Origin of the sequence: Actinoplanes solisilvae (genome assembly GCF_003999975.1) — a bacterium.
Lineage (GTDB): Bacteria > Actinomycetota > Actinomycetes > Mycobacteriales > Micromonosporaceae > Actinoplanes > Actinoplanes solisilvae.
This window is the reverse complement of the sequence record NZ_RJAC01000013.1, coordinates 161,684-177,399: the sequence shown is the minus strand read 5'-3', so window position 1 is coordinate 177,399 and position 15,716 is coordinate 161,684. Positions and strand designations below refer to the sequence as shown.

The 15,716-nt window shown below is 69.9% G+C and carries 16 protein-coding genes; 13 read left to right on the top strand and 3 right to left on the bottom strand.

Annotation, left to right across the window (positions count from 1 at the left end; genetic code table 11):
- The first annotated feature begins 68 nt into the window (after positions 1-68).
- From speB to EER30_RS28575, 10 genes are all read left to right on the top strand, one after another.
- A complete protein-coding gene (speB, locus tag EER30_RS28620) occupies positions 69-1,163 on the top strand; it encodes an agmatinase (RefSeq protein ID WP_240670357.1) in 1,095 nt (364 codons plus the stop codon).
- Between the two features lie 101 nt (positions 1,164-1,264).
- A complete protein-coding gene (locus EER30_RS28615) occupies positions 1,265-1,945 on the top strand; it encodes a DUF1684 domain-containing protein (protein ID WP_127503716.1) in 681 nt (226 codons plus the stop codon).
- A 16-nt stretch (positions 1,946-1,961) separates the two neighbouring features.
- Positions 1,962-3,464 (top strand): ABC transporter substrate-binding protein, encoded by a 1,503-nt coding sequence (locus EER30_RS28610; protein ID WP_205650459.1) that lies wholly within the window; start codon positions 1,962-1,964, stop codon positions 3,462-3,464.
- A 4-nt stretch (positions 3,465-3,468) separates the two neighbouring features.
- The gene (locus EER30_RS28605) at positions 3,469-4,425 is read left to right on the top strand and encodes an ABC transporter permease (RefSeq protein ID WP_127503714.1); all 957 of its coding nucleotides are present in this window, start codon (positions 3,469-3,471) and stop codon (positions 4,423-4,425) included.
- Positions 4,426-4,481: 56 nt separating this feature from the next.
- Complete coding sequence (locus tag EER30_RS28600) at positions 4,482-5,273, top strand: ABC transporter permease (protein ID WP_127503713.1); 792 nt, start codon at positions 4,482-4,484, stop codon at positions 5,271-5,273.
- Positions 5,270-6,082 (top strand): ATP-binding cassette domain-containing protein, encoded by an 813-nt coding sequence (locus tag EER30_RS28595; RefSeq protein ID WP_127503712.1) that lies wholly within the window; start codon positions 5,270-5,272, stop codon positions 6,080-6,082. Before EER30_RS28600 ends, EER30_RS28595 begins: the two co-directional genes overlap by 4 nt.
- Positions 6,063-6,803: an ABC transporter ATP-binding protein gene (locus EER30_RS28590; protein WP_240670356.1), complete on the top strand. Its 741-nt coding sequence runs from the start codon at positions 6,063-6,065 to the stop codon at positions 6,801-6,803. Before EER30_RS28595 ends, EER30_RS28590 begins: the two co-directional genes overlap by 20 nt.
- A 52-nt stretch (positions 6,804-6,855) precedes the next feature.
- On the top strand, positions 6,856-7,413 hold the full coding sequence (locus tag EER30_RS28585; protein WP_127503711.1) for a winged helix-turn-helix domain-containing protein: 558 nt from the start codon (positions 6,856-6,858) through the stop codon (positions 7,411-7,413).
- Between the two features lie 419 nt (positions 7,414-7,832).
- A complete protein-coding gene (locus tag EER30_RS28580) occupies positions 7,833-8,015 on the top strand; it encodes a hypothetical protein (RefSeq protein WP_127503710.1) in 183 nt (60 codons plus the stop codon).
- A 68-nt stretch (positions 8,016-8,083) separates the two neighbouring features.
- Positions 8,084-9,220 carry a M20 family metallopeptidase gene (locus EER30_RS28575; protein WP_205650458.1) on the top strand — a complete coding sequence of 379 codons (1,137 nt, stop codon included), beginning with the start codon at positions 8,084-8,086 and terminating at the stop codon, positions 9,218-9,220.
- Here EER30_RS28575 and EER30_RS28570 read toward each other — a convergent pair.
- The 3 genes from EER30_RS28570 to EER30_RS28560 all read right to left on the bottom strand — a co-directional run bounded on the left by EER30_RS28570 (position 9,165) and on the right by EER30_RS28560 (position 11,818).
- Complete coding sequence (locus EER30_RS28570) at positions 9,165-9,629, bottom strand: response regulator transcription factor (protein WP_127503708.1); 465 nt, start codon at positions 9,627-9,629, stop codon at positions 9,165-9,167. The two genes, EER30_RS28575 and EER30_RS28570, sit on opposite strands and share 56 nt — an antisense overlap.
- A gap of 271 nt (positions 9,630-9,900) precedes the next feature.
- On the bottom strand, positions 9,901-10,812 hold the full coding sequence (locus tag EER30_RS28565; RefSeq protein ID WP_127503707.1) for a glycoside hydrolase family protein: 912 nt from the start codon (positions 10,810-10,812) through the stop codon (positions 9,901-9,903).
- 52 nt (positions 10,813-10,864) lie between these two features.
- On the bottom strand, positions 10,865-11,818 hold the full coding sequence (locus tag EER30_RS28560) for a sulfotransferase family protein (protein WP_127503706.1): 954 nt from the start codon (positions 11,816-11,818) through the stop codon (positions 10,865-10,867).
- A gap of 815 nt (positions 11,819-12,633) precedes the next feature.
- Between EER30_RS28560 and EER30_RS28555 the strand changes: the two genes are divergently transcribed.
- Genes EER30_RS28555 through EER30_RS28545 form a run of 3 tightly spaced genes read left to right on the top strand, consistent with a single transcriptional unit; the run spans position 12,634 to position 15,715 of the window.
- The gene (locus EER30_RS28555) at positions 12,634-13,491 is read left to right on the top strand and encodes a glycosyltransferase family 2 protein (RefSeq protein WP_240670355.1); all 858 of its coding nucleotides are present in this window, start codon (positions 12,634-12,636) and stop codon (positions 13,489-13,491) included.
- Between the two features lie 20 nt (positions 13,492-13,511).
- On the top strand, positions 13,512-14,441 hold the full coding sequence (locus EER30_RS28550) for a glycosyltransferase family 2 protein (RefSeq protein ID WP_164842509.1): 930 nt from the start codon (positions 13,512-13,514) through the stop codon (positions 14,439-14,441).
- Positions 14,438-15,715 (top strand): glycosyltransferase family 2 protein, encoded by a 1,278-nt coding sequence (locus EER30_RS28545; protein WP_127503703.1) that lies wholly within the window; start codon positions 14,438-14,440, stop codon positions 15,713-15,715. Before EER30_RS28550 ends, EER30_RS28545 begins: the two co-directional genes overlap by 4 nt.
- Position 15,716 lies beyond the last annotated feature (1 nt).

Sequence of the window (15,716 nt, the reverse complement as noted above, 5' to 3'; positions counted from 1 at the left end):
CTCCGCTCGAATCTCCGGTTCGCGGTACCCCTCGATCAGCGACGAGAAACGCCGTACAGTCCGTGATCGTGACCCGATATGGACCGATGTACGGCCCTGACTACACGTTTCTCGGCGTGCCCGCGTGCGACTGGCAGGACCCGGAGACGTACGCCGACGCCGACGTTGTGATCCTGGGCGCCCCGTTCGACGGCGGCACCTCCCACCGGCCCGGTGCGCGCTTCGGACCGCAGGTCATCAGGGGTACGGACTATCTGCCGCACGACGGTTCGCGGCCGCACATGGCGATGCGGGTCGATGCGCTGAGCGGCGATCTGACCGTCAAGGACGCCGGCGATCTCGAGGTTTTCAGCGGCGAGATCCAGCGCAGCGTCGACACGATCGAGGACGCCGTCGCGTTCGTCACAGAGAACGGCGCGATTCCGGTCATTCTGGGCGGCGACCACACCGTGACGTGGCCCGACGTGACCGGGGTGGCCCGGCATCACGGCGCCGGGCGGGTCTCGGTCATCCACTTCGACGCGCACGCCGACACCGGGAACATCGAGTTCGGCTCGCTCTACGGGCACGGCCAGCCGATGCGCCGGCTGATCGAGTCGGGGGCGGTCCGCGGCGACCGGTTCCTGCAGCTCGGCCTGCGCGGCTACTGGCCCGGGCCGGACGTGCTCGACTGGATGGCCGACCAGCAGATGAAGTCGTTCCACATGAGCGAGATTGTCGCCCGCGGGCTTGACGCCGTGCTCGACGAGGCGTTCGCGATCGCCCTGGACGACTGCGACGGCGTCTTCCTCTCGGTCGACATCGACGTCTGCGACCCCGGCCACGCCCCCGGCACCGGCACGCCCGAGCCGGGCGGGTTCACCGCGCGCCAGCTTCTCGACAGCGTCTCGCGCATCTGTCACGAGCTGCCCGTGGTCGGCATGGACATCGTCGAAGTGTCACCGCCGTTCGATCACGCGGAGATCACCGCTATGCTCGGCAACCGGGTCGTGCTGGAGGCGCTCTCCGGCCTGGCTCGCCGCCGCAAGGACGCGGCCGGACCTCGGTGGGACCGCGCTACGCCGCTGCTCGACGGCCGCGGCGCGCAGCCCCCGCTCGGCTCCCGGGAGACACCGCCGTCGCTCGCCGGGCGTGACCCTCAGCACTCGTTGCCTCCGGCGTAAAGCCTGCGTGACCAACTGTGACCAGAGCAACTATGCGTCAAACCCTACTGAAGTTGTAGGGTTGGGTCCAGCCACCCCCAAGATCAACTAAGGCTGGACACATGACGGCGAACGACTACGACTCCTGGCGCGAGGCCCGGCGGCGCAAGGTCACCTGGGCTCAGGGCAACCTCGCGCTGGTCGAGACGCGGTGGGGCGCCGACGACCCCGAGGCGGCCCTGGTCGGACAGCCGCCGACGGTCACCGCAACGACGCTGTCCCGGGTCGACCTGGTCACGGGGCTCAGGCAGGACGGCGTACGGCTGTGGGACTCGGACTCGGAGGCGCTCCGGCATTTCGAGGGCGTGGACCTGTACCCGTACGACCCCGCCTGGGTCCTCGAGGCCCGTTGGACCGACGCGGACGACCCTGAGCGGCGCGTGCCGTTCGAGCACCTGCGCGACGAAGGCCGCTCCCGTGACCTGCCCGTACCCGGTGATCTGCACCTCACCCTGGACGGACAGAACTACACGTTGAACGCCTTCGACGACGACGGCACCCTGCTGCTGGTCTTCGGCGACCCGACCAACGGGAAGGAAACCTACGGCTCCGGACGTTTCCTGTTCGTCTACCGCCAGCCGGGAACCGACCGGGTGGTGCTCGACTTCAACCAGGCCTTCGTCCCGCCGTGCGGCTTCTCCTCCCACTACAACTGCCCCGTACCGCCGCCCCAGAACCGCATCAAGGTGCCGGTCGAGGCGGGCGAGAAGCTTCCCGTCTTCCGCGACGGCTTCACCATTTGAGATGGAGACTTACATCGTGAAACGCATCCTGACGGCAGTAGCAGCTCTCGGCCTGGCCGGGGTGCTCGCTGCCTGCGGTGGGGGCGGGGGTGACAAGGGCGCGACCTCGGCGAACAGCGGTGCCGCCACCATTCAGGTGGGCTCGGTCTACGAGCCGCAGAACCTGGACAACACGGCCGGCGGCGGCCAGGGCGTCACCGAGGCGCTGAACGGCAACGTCTACGAGGGGCTGTTCAAGCTCACCGACGCCGGTGCCGTCGAGCCGCTGCTCGCCCAGAGCCAGAAGGTCAGCGACGACGGCCTCACCTACACGTTCACCCTCAAGCCGGGCGTCAAGTTCCACTCCGGCAAGGCGCTGACCTCGGCCGACGTCAAGGCGAGCATCGAGCGGGTGACCGCCGAGAACTCGAAGTCGGCCCGCAAGAGCAACCTCGAGGTCGTCAAGACGATCACCACGCCGGACGACGCGACCGTGGTCGTGCAGCTCAAGCAGCGTTCGATCTCGTTCGTCTACAACCTCAGCTACGTCTGGGTCGTGAACTCGCAGGCCAAGGACCTCACCACCACCGAGGACGGCACCGGGCCCTACAAGCTCGGCGACTGGAAGCGCGGCTCGACGCTGTCGCTGACCAAGTTCGACGGGTACTGGGGCACGCCGGCCAAGAACGCCGGGGTGGTCTTCCACTACTACACGGACGCGACTGCGCTGAACAACGCGCTGCTCACGAACGCGGTGGACGTCGTCACGAGCGAGCAGAGCCCCGACGCACTGGCGCAGTTCGACAGCAACAAGTCGTACAAGGTCAACAACGGCAAGTCGACGACCAAGCTGCTGCTGGCCTTCAACGACAAGGTCGCGCCCTTCAACAAGGTCGAGGTGCGCCAGGCGATCAGCTCGGCGATCGACGACAAGAAGCTGCTGAACTCGATCTGGGGCGACTACGGCACCCCGATCGGCTCGATGGTTCCGCCCAGCGACCCGTGGTACGAGGACCTCACCTCGGTCAACGCCTACGACCCGGCGGTCGCCAAGCAGAAGCTGGCCGCAGCCGGCCTGCCCAACGGCTTCAGCTTCACGCTGGACACGCCGAACTACGACCCGCACCCCACCGCGGCGACCTTCATCAAGTCGGAGCTCGCCAAGGTCGGGATCACGGTCAACATCCACACGATCACGCCCGACGAGTGGTACTCGAAGGTCTACCAGAAGCGGGACTTCCAGGCGACGCTGCAGGAGCACGTCAACGACCGTGACGTCGTCTGGTACGGCAACCCCGACTTCTACTGGGGTTACAGCAACCCGCAGGTGACCAAGGAGATCGACCAGGCCGAGCAGGCCAAGACGACCGACGAGCAGACCGCTCTGCTCAAGAAGGCCAACAAGACCATCGCGGAGGAGGCGGCCAGCGACTGGCTCTACCTCTACCCGCAGATCGTGGTGGCGTCGTCGAAGCTGTCCGGCTACCCGGTCAACGGTCTCAACGCCCAGTTCTACGCGTACGACATCGTCAAGAACTGAACTGATGCTGCGCTATCTGCTGCGACGGACGGCGATCCTGCTGGTGTCGCTCGTCCTCGCCGCGGTGGTGCTGTTCCTGCTGCTCCGGCTCCTGCCGGGTGACCCGGTCAACGCTCTGCTCCCGGTGGGAGCCACGCCCGAGCAGATCGAGGCCGCCCGGCGGGAACTGGGCACGGACGTCTCCCTGCCGGTCCAGTTCCTGAACTGGCTGCGCGACGCGTTCACCCTCGACCTGGGCCGGTCGCTGATCAACACGCTGCCGGTCGGCCCCGAGATCGTCGCCCGGCTGCCAGTCACCGTACCGGTCACTCTCTCGGCTTTTGTCCTGGCAATCTTGATCGCGGTGCCGGTCGGTGCGCTCGCCGCGATCCGGGCCGACCGCTGGTACGGGCCGATCATCAACGCGGTCGCCCAGCTCGGGATCGCCGTGCCCGCCTTCTGGCTGGGCCTGCTGCTCATCACCGTCTTCGCCCTGCGCCTGCAGGTGCTGCCGGCCGGTGGCTTCCCGCCCGACGGCTGGTCGTCGCCCGGCCAGGCGATCGAGGCCCTCGTGCTGCCGGTGATCACCGTGGCCCTGGTCATGTCGGCGTCGCTGATCCGCTATGTGCGGGCGGCCACGCTCGAGGTGATAGGAGCCGACTTCCTGCGTACGGCCCGCGCGCTCGGCGAATCCCCGGCCGGCGCGATGTGGCGGCACGGCCTGCGCAACGCGTCGGTTCCGGTCATCGCCGTGCTGGCCGTCGAGCTCGCCACCACCTTCCTCGGCGCGGTCGTCGTCGAGAGCGTCTTCGCCCTGCCCGGCCTCGGCAGTCTGCTGGTTCGCGGGATCAGCCAGCACGACTACCCGGTCGTGCAGGGCGTGATGCTGGTCAGCACGGCCACGGTGCTGCTCGTCGGCTTCCTCGGCGACATCGCGCAGCGGCTCGTCGACCCGCGCCTGCTGCAACGAGGAGCGTCGTGAGCCGCCGCCCGGCCGCACCGGGGCGCGTCGTGAGCCGCCGCCGGTCGCTTCATCTCATGATCGGGCTGACCCTCGTCGGGATCCTCGCGGCGGCGGTCATCGTCTCGTTCTTCTGGCTGCCGTTCAAGCCCGACGACACGTCCGGTGGACGGCTCGCCCCGCCCGGCGGCGGCCACCTGCTCGGCACCGACAAGCTGGGCCGCGACCTGTTCACTCAACTGCTGATCGGCGGCCGGATCGCCTTCGCCACCGGGCTCGGCGCGGTCGCGGTCGGCGGGGTGCTCGGGGTGACCGGTGGTTTGCTCGCCGGTTTCGCGACCAGGTGGCTCGACGACGCGGCCGCGGTCGCCCTCGACATCCTGATCGCCTTCCCCACGCTGCTGCTTGCGATCCTGATCGTGGCCGGCGCCGGCGCCTCGCTCGGCACCGCGATCCTCGCGATCGGACTGGGCATGGCCGCCGTCGTCGCCCGGCTGACCCGGGTGCTGGTCAAGCAGGTGCTGGCCCGCGACTACATCACCGCCGCCCGCGTCGCCGGAGTCTCCTGGCCGCGCATCGTCGGCACCCACGTGCTGCCCAACATCGCCCCGGTCGTGCTGGTCAACCTGGCCCTGCAGGCCGGGCTCGCCGTACTGGCCGAAGCGAGCCTGTCCTACCTGGGCCTGGGCACCCCGCCCCCGAACGCATCGTGGGGGCGGTTGCTCTTCGAGGCGCAGGCGACCGTGCTCACCTCACCGCTCGCGGCCCTCGCGCCCGGCATCGCGCTGGTCGCGCTGGTCATCGGCGTGAACCTGACCGCCGACGGGCTGCGCGACCTGGCCGATCCGACCCGCCGGAGGTCACGATGAGCCTGCTCACCGTCGAGGGCCTCAGCATCCGCAACAGCAGCGGGGCCGCGCTGGTCTCGGACGTGTCGTTCGCCGTCGCGCCGGGCGACCGCACCGGCCTGATCGGTGAGTCCGGGTCGGGCAAGTCGCTGTCGGCGCTGGCCTCCGTCGGGCTGTTGCCGCCCGGACTGACGGCCACGGGGTCGGTCCGGCTCGACGGCGTCGACATGATCGGGGCGCCGGAGCGCCGCCGCACCGGGGTCCGCGGACGGGTCGCGTCGGTGGTCTTCCAGGAGCCGCTGACGGCGCTCGATCCGCTGATGACGGCCGGGCGGCAGATCGCCGGGCCACTGCGCCGGTTCCAAGGGCTGAAAGGCGAGGCCCTGCGTACGGCGGTGCGGGTCGCGCTCGAGGAGGTGCGGCTCACCGACACCGAGCGCATCGGGAAGGCGTACCCGCATCAGCTCTCGGGCGGGCAGCGGCAACGGGTGGCGATCGCGATGGCGCTGGCCTGCCGGCCGCGGTTGCTGATCGCCGACGAGCCGACGACGGCGCTCGACGTCACCGTGCAGGCGGAGATCCTCGACCTGCTCGACCGGCTCGTCGACACGCACGGCACGGCGTTGCTGTTCATCACGCACGATCTGCCGGTGGTGGCCAAGGTCGCCCGCGGAGCCCACGTGATGCGGATGGGACGGATCGTCGAGTCGGGGCCGATCATCGACCTGATCGCCCGGCCCTCGGACCCGTACACGCAGACCTTGGTGGAAAGTGCCCGCCGATTCGATGCCGCGCTGGGAGGAGCCGAGGGTGACTCTTCTGGAAGCTGATCACGTGGGGTTCGCCTATCGCGGCGGCAAGCCGGTGCTCGAGGACGTGTCGCTGGCCGTCGAGCCCGGACGGAACGTGGCGCTGGTCGGCGAGAGCGGGGCCGGCAAGACGACCCTGCTGCGACTGCTGCTCGGGCTGGCCCGGCCGACCAGCGGGGTCGTCAAGTTCGACGGGCAGCCGCTGACCCGGGGACGGCTGCGCGACTATCGGCGGGCGGCGCAGGCGGTGTTCCAGGACCCGTACTCGTCGCTCGACCCCCGCCACACCGTCGGACGGATCGTCGCGGAGCCGCTGCGCGGGCTCGGGCTGGGCGCGGACCCGGCCCGGATCGCCGACGCGCTGGACGCGGTCGGGCTGCCGGCCGACGCGGCGAGCCGCTATCCGCACGAGTTCTCCGGCGGGCAGCGGCAGCGCATCGCGATCGCCCGCGCGGTCGTCTGCCACCCCCGGCTGCTGCTCGCCGACGAACCGGTGAGCGCGCTCGACCTGACCACCCGGGTGCGGATCGTCGACCTGCTGTCATCACTCAACGTAGAACGCAACCTCACGATTCTGCTCGTGTCGCACGACCTCGGCGTGGTGGCCTCGCTGTGCCAGCAGACCGCGGTGCTCGAACGCGGGCGGCTCGTCGAGCAGGGCGACACCGCATCAGTGCTGGGTGCGCCCTCACACCCGTACACCCGGAAGTTGCTCGCGAGCGTTCCGCGCCTGCCTGGATGATCCACGCGGCTGCGCACTTGTTCCCGTCGCGGCGGTCACGCAGAGTGCTCGCATGTCCCCCGACACAATGACCCTGTCTCCCTATCAGCAGATCGCCGCGGAGCTCCGCCACCGCATCTTCACCGGCAGCCTCGCGGTCGGCGCCAAACTCCCCAGCGAGCACACGCTCGCCGGGGAACACCGCGTCGCCCGCACGACGGTCCAGTCGGCGCTGCGCGTGCTGCGCACCGAAGGCCTGATCTCGTCGCGCAAGGGCGCGGGCAACTTCGTGACCAGCCTGGCCGTGATCGACGCCCACCGGTGCCCGGCGCGGGTCGAGCTCGACCATCAACAGGTGGGCTGGCTCAGCCGGCTGCCCCGCCCGGCGCACGGGCTCGACCGGGTGCTGCACTGCGAACTCGAACATCCGCACCCCGGCTCGCACGCCGGACTGGGCCAGCACGCGGCCGGCATCGGCTGGTGGGTGCAGTGGACCCTGTGCGCCTCCGAGATCAACGCGATCGCCAACTGCGCCGCGGTGCGCACAGCCGAACAACAGGACGACAACCACTGCCTGCTCTTCCGCGACCACCCGGGCCGCCACCTGTTCGGCAGCGACTACAAAGCCTGAGGCCACTCCATCGGCCTCCGGTGCCCACCGCTCACCGACACCGGCGTTGCCCACAACGGCCCGACGCTGCTCGCCCCGGGCTTGAGCTCGCACCGCCCGGCCTTCCGGCGCCGCTCGCAACACCCCCAACCGGCTCGCCCCAGGCCTGAGCGCGAGAGCGCGAGAACCCGACAGCCCGACCGCCCGAGGGTCCGACAGCGCGAGGACCCGAGGACCCGAGAGCCGGAGAGCCCAAGAGCCGGAGTCACGCTCCGCAGTGGTTGTAACTGACAGTTATATGGCGGAGGCCGGCATTCCATTGTGCTCTGAATGACTGTTCTGAACGGAGAGAATTGCCTGTGGAACTACGTCATCGATTTACAAGGAAGTCAACTGTGAACCACGGCACCGCATTTTCGCGCACGAAGAACCGTGCGTTCGTGCAACGAGATTTCGCGTTCAAGATGCGGGCCGCCGAATCGACTGTGTCCCCCGACACGCCCTCGCGGTCGCACGTCGACCCGCTCGCGGCGGGCGAGATCGTCGCGGCCGGCCGTTACGTGTGGCCGTGGCGTGGTTACGGACCGCGGAGGCGCGGGTCGGAGATCAACGAGAAGCGGTAGGGTCGGGGCCTCCCCGGGCGGGCGGGTTGACTAGGGGGACGTAACCGTCTGACCAGGGGGTCATAACCGTGGATCGCCTTGTCGAGCTGGCGTGTGAGCTGATCGCGGTTCCGTCGACGGCCGATCGGCCCGCTGAGCTGCGCAGGGCGCTTGACCTGGTGCTTGAGACGGTCGGGCCGGGGTTCGAGGTGCGGCGGTTCGAGTCGGGTGGGAAGCCGAGCGCGCTGGTTCACCCGCGTGGGGCCGAGGCGTTCCGGGTCGTTCTGAACGCGCACCTCGATGTCGTGCCGGGAGCGCCGGAGCAGTTCGTGCCGCGGGTCGAGGGCACGAGGCTCTATGGGCGCGGGGCTCAGGACATGAAGGTCGCCGCGCTCGTCATGGCCGGGGTGTTCCGGGAGATGGCGCCGGGGCTCGACGGCGAGAACATCCCGATCGCCCTCCAGCTCGTCACCGACGAGGAGGTCGGCGGGCTCGACGGGACCGCCCATCAGATCGCCCAGGGCGTACGGGCCGGGTTTGTCATCGTCGGGGAGCAGAGCCGGCTGCGGGTCGTGAACGAGTCGCGGGGGCTGGCCCACGTGAAGCTCACCGCGAACGGGCGCGCGGCCCACGCGGCGTACCCCTGGCTCGGGGAGAATGCCCTGGTCAGCGTGGTAGAGGCGGTGACCCGGCTGTTGCAGAGATATCCGGTGCCCGAGCATGAGGTGTGGCGCACGACGGCCAACGTGGCCCGGCTGGGCACGCCGAACCGGGCCGTCAACCAGGTCCCGGACGAGGCGAGCGCCTGGGTCGACATCCGGTTCCCGGCCGGGGACGGCGACTTCGCGGGGCGTACGGCCGAGCAGGTCGCGGCCCACCTGACGAATGTCACCGGGGCTGCCGCGGAGATCCAGGCGCTCGGCGCGCCGCACCACGCCGATCCCGCCAACCCGGACGTCGTAGCTCTACAGCACGCGGCCCGACAAGTCGGATATGACGGGAAACTGCTGGCCAAGCACGGCGCCGCCGACGGCCGGCACTACTCGGCGGTCGGCGTGGACGCGGTGATCTTCGGGCCGGGCGGGGACGGGCAGCACGGGGCGCACGAGTACGTCGATCTGACGACCCTCACCCCGTACCGGGAAGCTCTGGAGGCCTTTCTGACGGGGCTCAGTCGTCGGCCAGCAGGAGCCAGCGGACGCGACGCACCAGCTCGGCCGGGTTGAACGGCTTGACCAGGTAGTCGTCGGCGCCGACGGTGCGGCCGAGGTCGATGTCGACCTGGCGGGAGTGGCCGCTCATCATCAGCACGGGGATCTGGGCGGTGTCGGCCGACGAGTGCAGCTCGTAGCAGACGCTGAGGCCGTCGAGGCCGGGCATCGAGACGTCCAGGATGACCATGTCGGGCTGCTCGGTGACGACCAGGCGCAGCGCCGAGGCCCCGTTGTCGGCCGCGATCACGCGGTAGCCGGCCGCGACCAGCTTCTGGGTGACCAGGTCGCGTACGTCCGGGTCGTCGTCGGCGACCACGATCGTCGGCTCGGCCAGGACGGCGCACCAGTCGGCGACGGGCGCGGGGAAGCCACGCTCCGGCGCGAGGAACGTGGGAACGATCGAAAGCGCTGCTGCGGCCATTGTTTTCTGTCTCCCCTGAATCCTCGGATGGTTTCGTCGAGCGGAGGCACCATCGGCGCCCCCGGGGGAGACCTGGAGAACTTCCCGGGTTGCACAACGGGAGCAGCGCTTGAACCAAGTCCAGGAAAAAGAATGGCGGAGTCCCTCCTTGTGGGAGTGGACCCCGCCATCGACAACGCGGCCGTTTTCCGCCGCGCCTCGCGTCAGACAGGAACGCTAGAGCACCCCGATCGATGCCCGGGCACGCGGCCCGGCGATCGTGATCGTGCTCTCAGATGAGTTCGGTCCGCAGGTCGTGCGCCCCGCCGGCGCGGGTGGCCTCGTAATAGACCCGGCGGCGACCGTCCGGCAGGGCGACCAGGCTCAGGTAGCGCAGGCCGTTTGGCGCGTGCGGGCTCCCAAGAGGCGAGCCTGGTTCGGCCGTGAGCTCGCCGAAGCTGCCGTCGGCGAGGCGCTTGCCGCGGGCCACGCCGGTGCGCTCCTCCCAATTCTCGCCGGCCGTGGCGCGGCCGTCGTAGGCGACCGTGATCTCGTCGCCGTCGACCTGCACGGACGAGACCCGTACGCCCCGGGCGTCCCACTCCCCCGGCCGCGGCGCGAGTGCCGTGCCCCGCCACGTCCAGTGCACGCCGTCGGGGCTGGTGGCGTACTCGGTGGTCATGCGGTCGGCGTCGTCCCAGCGCTCGAGCGGGTGCACCGAGGCCCACAGGTGCCAGCCGTACGCGTCGTGGTGGAGCACCGGGTCTTTCACGCCGGCCGTCTCGTCCCCGGCCAGCACGACCCGCGCGGTGGCCGTGGCCAGACCCTCGGGCGTACGGGCCTCGAGCAGTTCGACCCTCCAGTGCTTGGTGCCGGGGGTCGCCGCGCTCACGTAGAGCCGCCACCGTCCGTCGGCCGTGCGCACCAGGGCGGGCCGTTCCAGCGACTCGGCGCCGAACTGGTCCTTGGTCACCTCGGCGACCGTCTCGAACTTCACGCCGTCGGTCGAGCGGGCCACGACGTTCGCGATGCCGCGGCCCTCGCCGATCGGCAGCCGCACGCGGTAGGCCAGGTAGATGTGCCCGTCCGCGACGATCGAGCTGGGCGCGCCCGACCAGGCTCCCGGTTCCTCACCGGGCGGTTCGATCACGACGACGGACTCGTCCCAGCGTGGCAACGGCAGGGTCGTGATTCCGGTGGACAAGGCGGCCCCCAAGGCATGTCGGCGCTGACAGTGACGCTCAAGTGTGCAACATCTATCGGGAAAGTGGGGATTCGGCCGACGCGGCGTGTCGATCAACGGAGAGCCAGTCGTCGTACGACTCCCCCGTCACCTCGGTCAGCAGCGCGATGTCGTCGGCGAATCGCGGCAGCAGGGTGGCCCTCTCCTGCGGGGTGGTGACCGGCCGGGTGCCCTTCTTGCGGTGCAGCAGGGTGAGCAGCGGCCCGCGGGCGGCCAGGCGCAACGGCACGGGGAAGCGGTGCCCGAACGTCCCGCCGCCGCGCAGCAGGAAGCGCAGCGCCCCGTTCACCGCGTTGTCCTCGACGACGTGGCGGTTCACGTTCTCGCGGGGCACCGAGGTCAGCACGCCGGTGCCCACGCCCAGGAAAGCGCAGACGCGGTCGAGGGTGGCGGCCGGGGCGTCCTCGATCTCCTTGTAGCGCAGCAGCAGCACCTGCTCGCGGGGGAAGTGCTCGTAGAGGTGGCGCAACTGCTCGCCGTACCGGCCGAGGCCCGCGTAGTGCCAGAACGGCGCCCAGCCGGCCGCGATCCGCGCGGGCTCGGCCCGGCAGGCGGCTAGGAAGTCGGCCTCGGGTTCCAGGCCCGCGTTCCACAGGTGGGTCCAGTTCGAATGGGCGCGATCGACCGGGTCGCGCAGCAGCACGACCAGCCGGGCCGACGGGATCAGCGCCTTGATGCGCTCGTGGGAGGCGAGATCGTGCAGGTAGAACGGGGTCGCCTCGCCCAGCCGCGCGTCCGGCGGCGCCCCGGCGAACAGCGCCTCGTAGTCGTCCTGCCGCCAGACGTGTTCCTGGTAGGTCTGCACGTCGCCGGGCCCGCCGTGCGCGGGCGGGGGCCCGTCGGAGAGGAAGAACTTGGGCTCCTTGACCGGCGAGAGGAACAGCTCGAGGTGGGGTGCCAGCGCGGCGTGCAGGGCGGTCGTCCCCGCCTTGGGCACACCGGCGATCAGGAAGTCGGGCAGTGCCATGAAATCCCTCCAGAGGCCACGACCGCTTCGAAGTGAGACTTAGCCTACAGAGTTAGTAGGTTTTCGCGACCCGTGCCCACCTGCTGGAACGGCGAAGAAACGGCCGTCAGTGGCGTGACAACAGCCTGCGCCACCAGGAGACGCGGCGGAACCGGGCGCACTGCGCCGGCCCGCACAGGGAACATTCGGTCCCCTGCCGGTAGTGCTGGTGGGCCCGGGCTTCGTGTCCGCAGACACAGAGGGCTTCGTCAGGATTCATCGTCTCACCAACGGTAAGGCTGCTCGAAAGCTACGGAAGATCCGGCGGTTGGTGACCCTAGCCGACGCCTCCGCCCGCCGGCACACACCCGTTTGCCGATGCCTTCATAACCGATCTGCACCTAAGTAAACACGCTCCGTAATGTCCATGTGCGGCGTCCGGGTCTTGGAAGAAAAATCTGGCATCTCGGACAAGCGAGGTCTGGCCGCCGTCGGCCCCGGCATCACGATTGCCGCTTTCCGTAATTGCACGGCGGCCGTGAACACCAATGTCCGTTACCGGTGGTAATCAACGGGACGAGAATTGTCCGTGTGAATGCTTCGCATCAACCGGTTAGCCCTGGTGATCCACATGGTTGCCCGCGGGCCGTCTTTTCGGTCGGTTGACCCTGGGTAATGGCTTGATACGTTGGTCGACAGAAGCAAACGAGCGACGCTTATTGCCGACAGAAATCGACGATCGAACCGCTTTGCCGCCCCGGGAAGGGACCGACATGGAGTTTTCGACGCCCACTGCCAACACGTGGGGTAACGGACACACGTCACCGACCGTGAGCGTGGTGATTCCGACCCTCAACGAGGAACGCAACCTTCCGCACGTGTTCGCGAAGCTGCCGGCCGACATCAACGAGGTCGTCCTGGTCGACGGCGGGTCGGTCGACCGCACTGTCGACGTCGCTCGCGAGCTGCGCCCCGACGTGGTCGTGGTGCACCAGACCCGCACAGGGAAGGGCAATGCTCTGGCCTGTGGGTTCGCGGCCTGCACGGGCGACATCATCGTGATGATCGACGCGGACGGCTCGACCGACCCGGCCGAGATCCCGCTGTTCGTGCAGAAGCTGGTGGACGGCGCCGACTTCGTGAAGGGCAGCCGGTTCAACCACGGCGGCCACAGCCACGACATCACGAAGCTGCGCAAGGTCGGCAACGACGGCCTGAACCTGGTCGTCAACGTGCTGTTCGGGACGAAGTTCACCGACCTCTGCTACGGCTACAACGCCTTCTGGCGCAGCGTCGTACCGGTGCTCGACCTGCCCGACACCCGCCTGCCGCGCAACCCCGACGGCAGCAAGCACTGGGGCGACGGCTTCGAGATCGAGACCATGATCAACATTCGGGCCGCGGTCGACGGGATGAACGTCGGCGAGGTCGGCAGCGTCGAGCACCGCCGCATCCACGGCGAGACCAACCTGAACACCTTCCGGGACGGCTTCCGGGTGCTGCGCACGATCTTCAGCGAGTACGGCCGGATGCGCGGCGCGAAGAAGGCCGGCGCTCACCGTTCCCGCGGCGTGATCGTGCACCAGCACGGCCCGCGCAACACGGCGGCGTCGAAGCCGCTGCCGGCCCCCCGTCAGCGCGACGAGGTCGGCGCCCTGAGCACCGAGATCAAGCGCGCCCACCCGCACGACTGACCAGTTCAGGAGACGCTCCCGTGGATGTCACCCCCCTCGACACGACCATCGTCATCCCCACCCACTCGGAACAACGCTGGTCCTCGCTCGTGCGGACCGTCGCCTGCGCCAAGTCCCAGCAGGCGGCGCCCGCGGAGGTCGTCGTGGTCGTCGATCACAACCCGGCGCTGTTCGCCCGCATCCAGCGCGAGCTGCCGACCGTGACCGTTCTCGAGAACGCGTACGCCCAGGGCGTCTCCGGCAACCGCAATACCGGCGCCTTCCACGCGAAGACCGCCCTGGTCGCCTTCATGGACGACGACATCACGGCCGGCTCCGACTGGCTGGGCCGGTTGATCGAGCCGTTCGCCGACCCGCGCGTGGTCGGCACCGGCGGCGGCATCATCCCGGCGTGGGAGGGCGACGAGCCGCGCTGGATGCCCGCCGAGTTCCTGTGGGCGGTCGGCGGCTCGTACGCCGGGATGCCCACCGAGACCTCGCCGATCCGCAACGTCTGGTCGGCCGGCATGGTCGTGCGCCGATCGACGTTCGACGCCGTCGACGGCTTCCGGGTCGGCTTCGGCAAGCTGGGCGACCGCAACCGCCCCGAGGACACCGAGCTCTGCCTGCGGATGAGCAAGTACGACGGCGGCCACTGGATGTTCGTGCCGGCCGCGACGATCCGGCACGAGGTCCCCGCGAACCGGTCGAGCTTCCCGTGGTTCGTGAAGCGGTGCTACGCCGAGGGGCGCGGCAAGGTGCAGATGGCCGGCCTGGACGACGGCGGCAACGACTCGCTGGGCGCCGAGCGCTCCTACCTGTGGTCACTGCCCAAGGCCCTCGTACGCAACCTGGTCACCGGCGATTTCCGGCGGGCCGGCGGCATCGTCGCCGGAGTGGCCGCGGCCGGCTGGGGCGGGGTCGTGGAGACGCTGGCCCGCTCCCCCAAGAAGCTGGAGACCGCCCGATGAGCATCCTCGACGAGACCCTGACCGTGCCGGGCATCGTGCTCGACCTGGAGCTGTCCGAGCCGCTGCCGTTCATCCCCGCGGTGCAGCCCGAGGGCCGCCGCGCCGAGCAGGTGTGGCTGCTGGTCCGCCGGTTCACCGAGCCGCTCGGCGCGCTGCTGCTCGACATCCCGGCCGAGGGACTGACCCCGGCCGCGCTGGCCACCGCGATCGAGGCCGAGCTGCGCATCCCCGTACCGGTCAACGGTGTTCCGATGAGCACCGAGCCGGCGTTCCTGGCCAAGCGCCGCGAGGTGCTCGAGACCGCCCCGCACATCACCGTCGTGATCTGCACCCGCGAGCACCCGGGTGAGCTCGCCCGCTGCCTCGACAGCCTGCTGGCCCAGCAGTACCCGGCGTTCCGCGTGCTGGTCGTCGACAACGCCCCGGTCAGCGGCGCGACCGCCGAGGTCGTGCGCTCGGCCGCCCGCCGCGGGCCGGTCGACTACCTGGTCGAGCCGAAGGCCGGGCTGTCCTTCGCCCGCAACGCCGCCGTCGCGGCCGCCCCCGGTCAGATCCTGGCCTGGATCGACGACGACGAGGTCGCCGACCCGCACTGGCTGGCCGAGGTGGCCCGCGCCCTGCACGAGCACCCCGACGCCGACGTCATCTCGGGTGTCATCGTCCCGGCCGAGCTCGAGACCCGGGCGCAGATCTGGTTCGAGCAGTTCGGCGGGCACAGCAAGGGCCGCGGGTTCAAGCCGGACGAGTTCGGCCCGCACACCGCACACCTGCAGAGCCCGCTCTACCCGCTGCCGCCGTTCGGCACGGGCGCGAACATGACCTTCCGGCCCGGCGTGATCGAGCGGATCGGCGGCTTCGACACCGCGCTCGGCGCCGGCACCCCGGCGATGGGCTCCGAGGACACCCTCGCGTTCACGCAGGTGCTGCTGAGCGGCGGGACGATCGTCTACCAGCCCAGCGCGGTCACCCGGCACTACCACCGGCGCGACCTCGAGGGCCTGCGCAAGCAGATGGTCGGCTACGGCACCGGGCTCGTGGCGGCGTACACGAGTCTGCTGCTCTCCCGGCCGGCTCTGCTCTTCCCGCTGCTCAAGCTCGCGCCGGGCGCCCTGCGGGTGATGACCGGCCAGAACAGCGCCCGGACGGCGACGATCCGCGACGATTTCCCGCAGGAACTCCTCTCGGCCAACCGCCGTGGGATGCTGGCGGGACCGCGCGCCTATCTGAAATCCCGCCGCGCGGCACGGGCTTCCGTACGCGCTGCCCAGGTCTGAC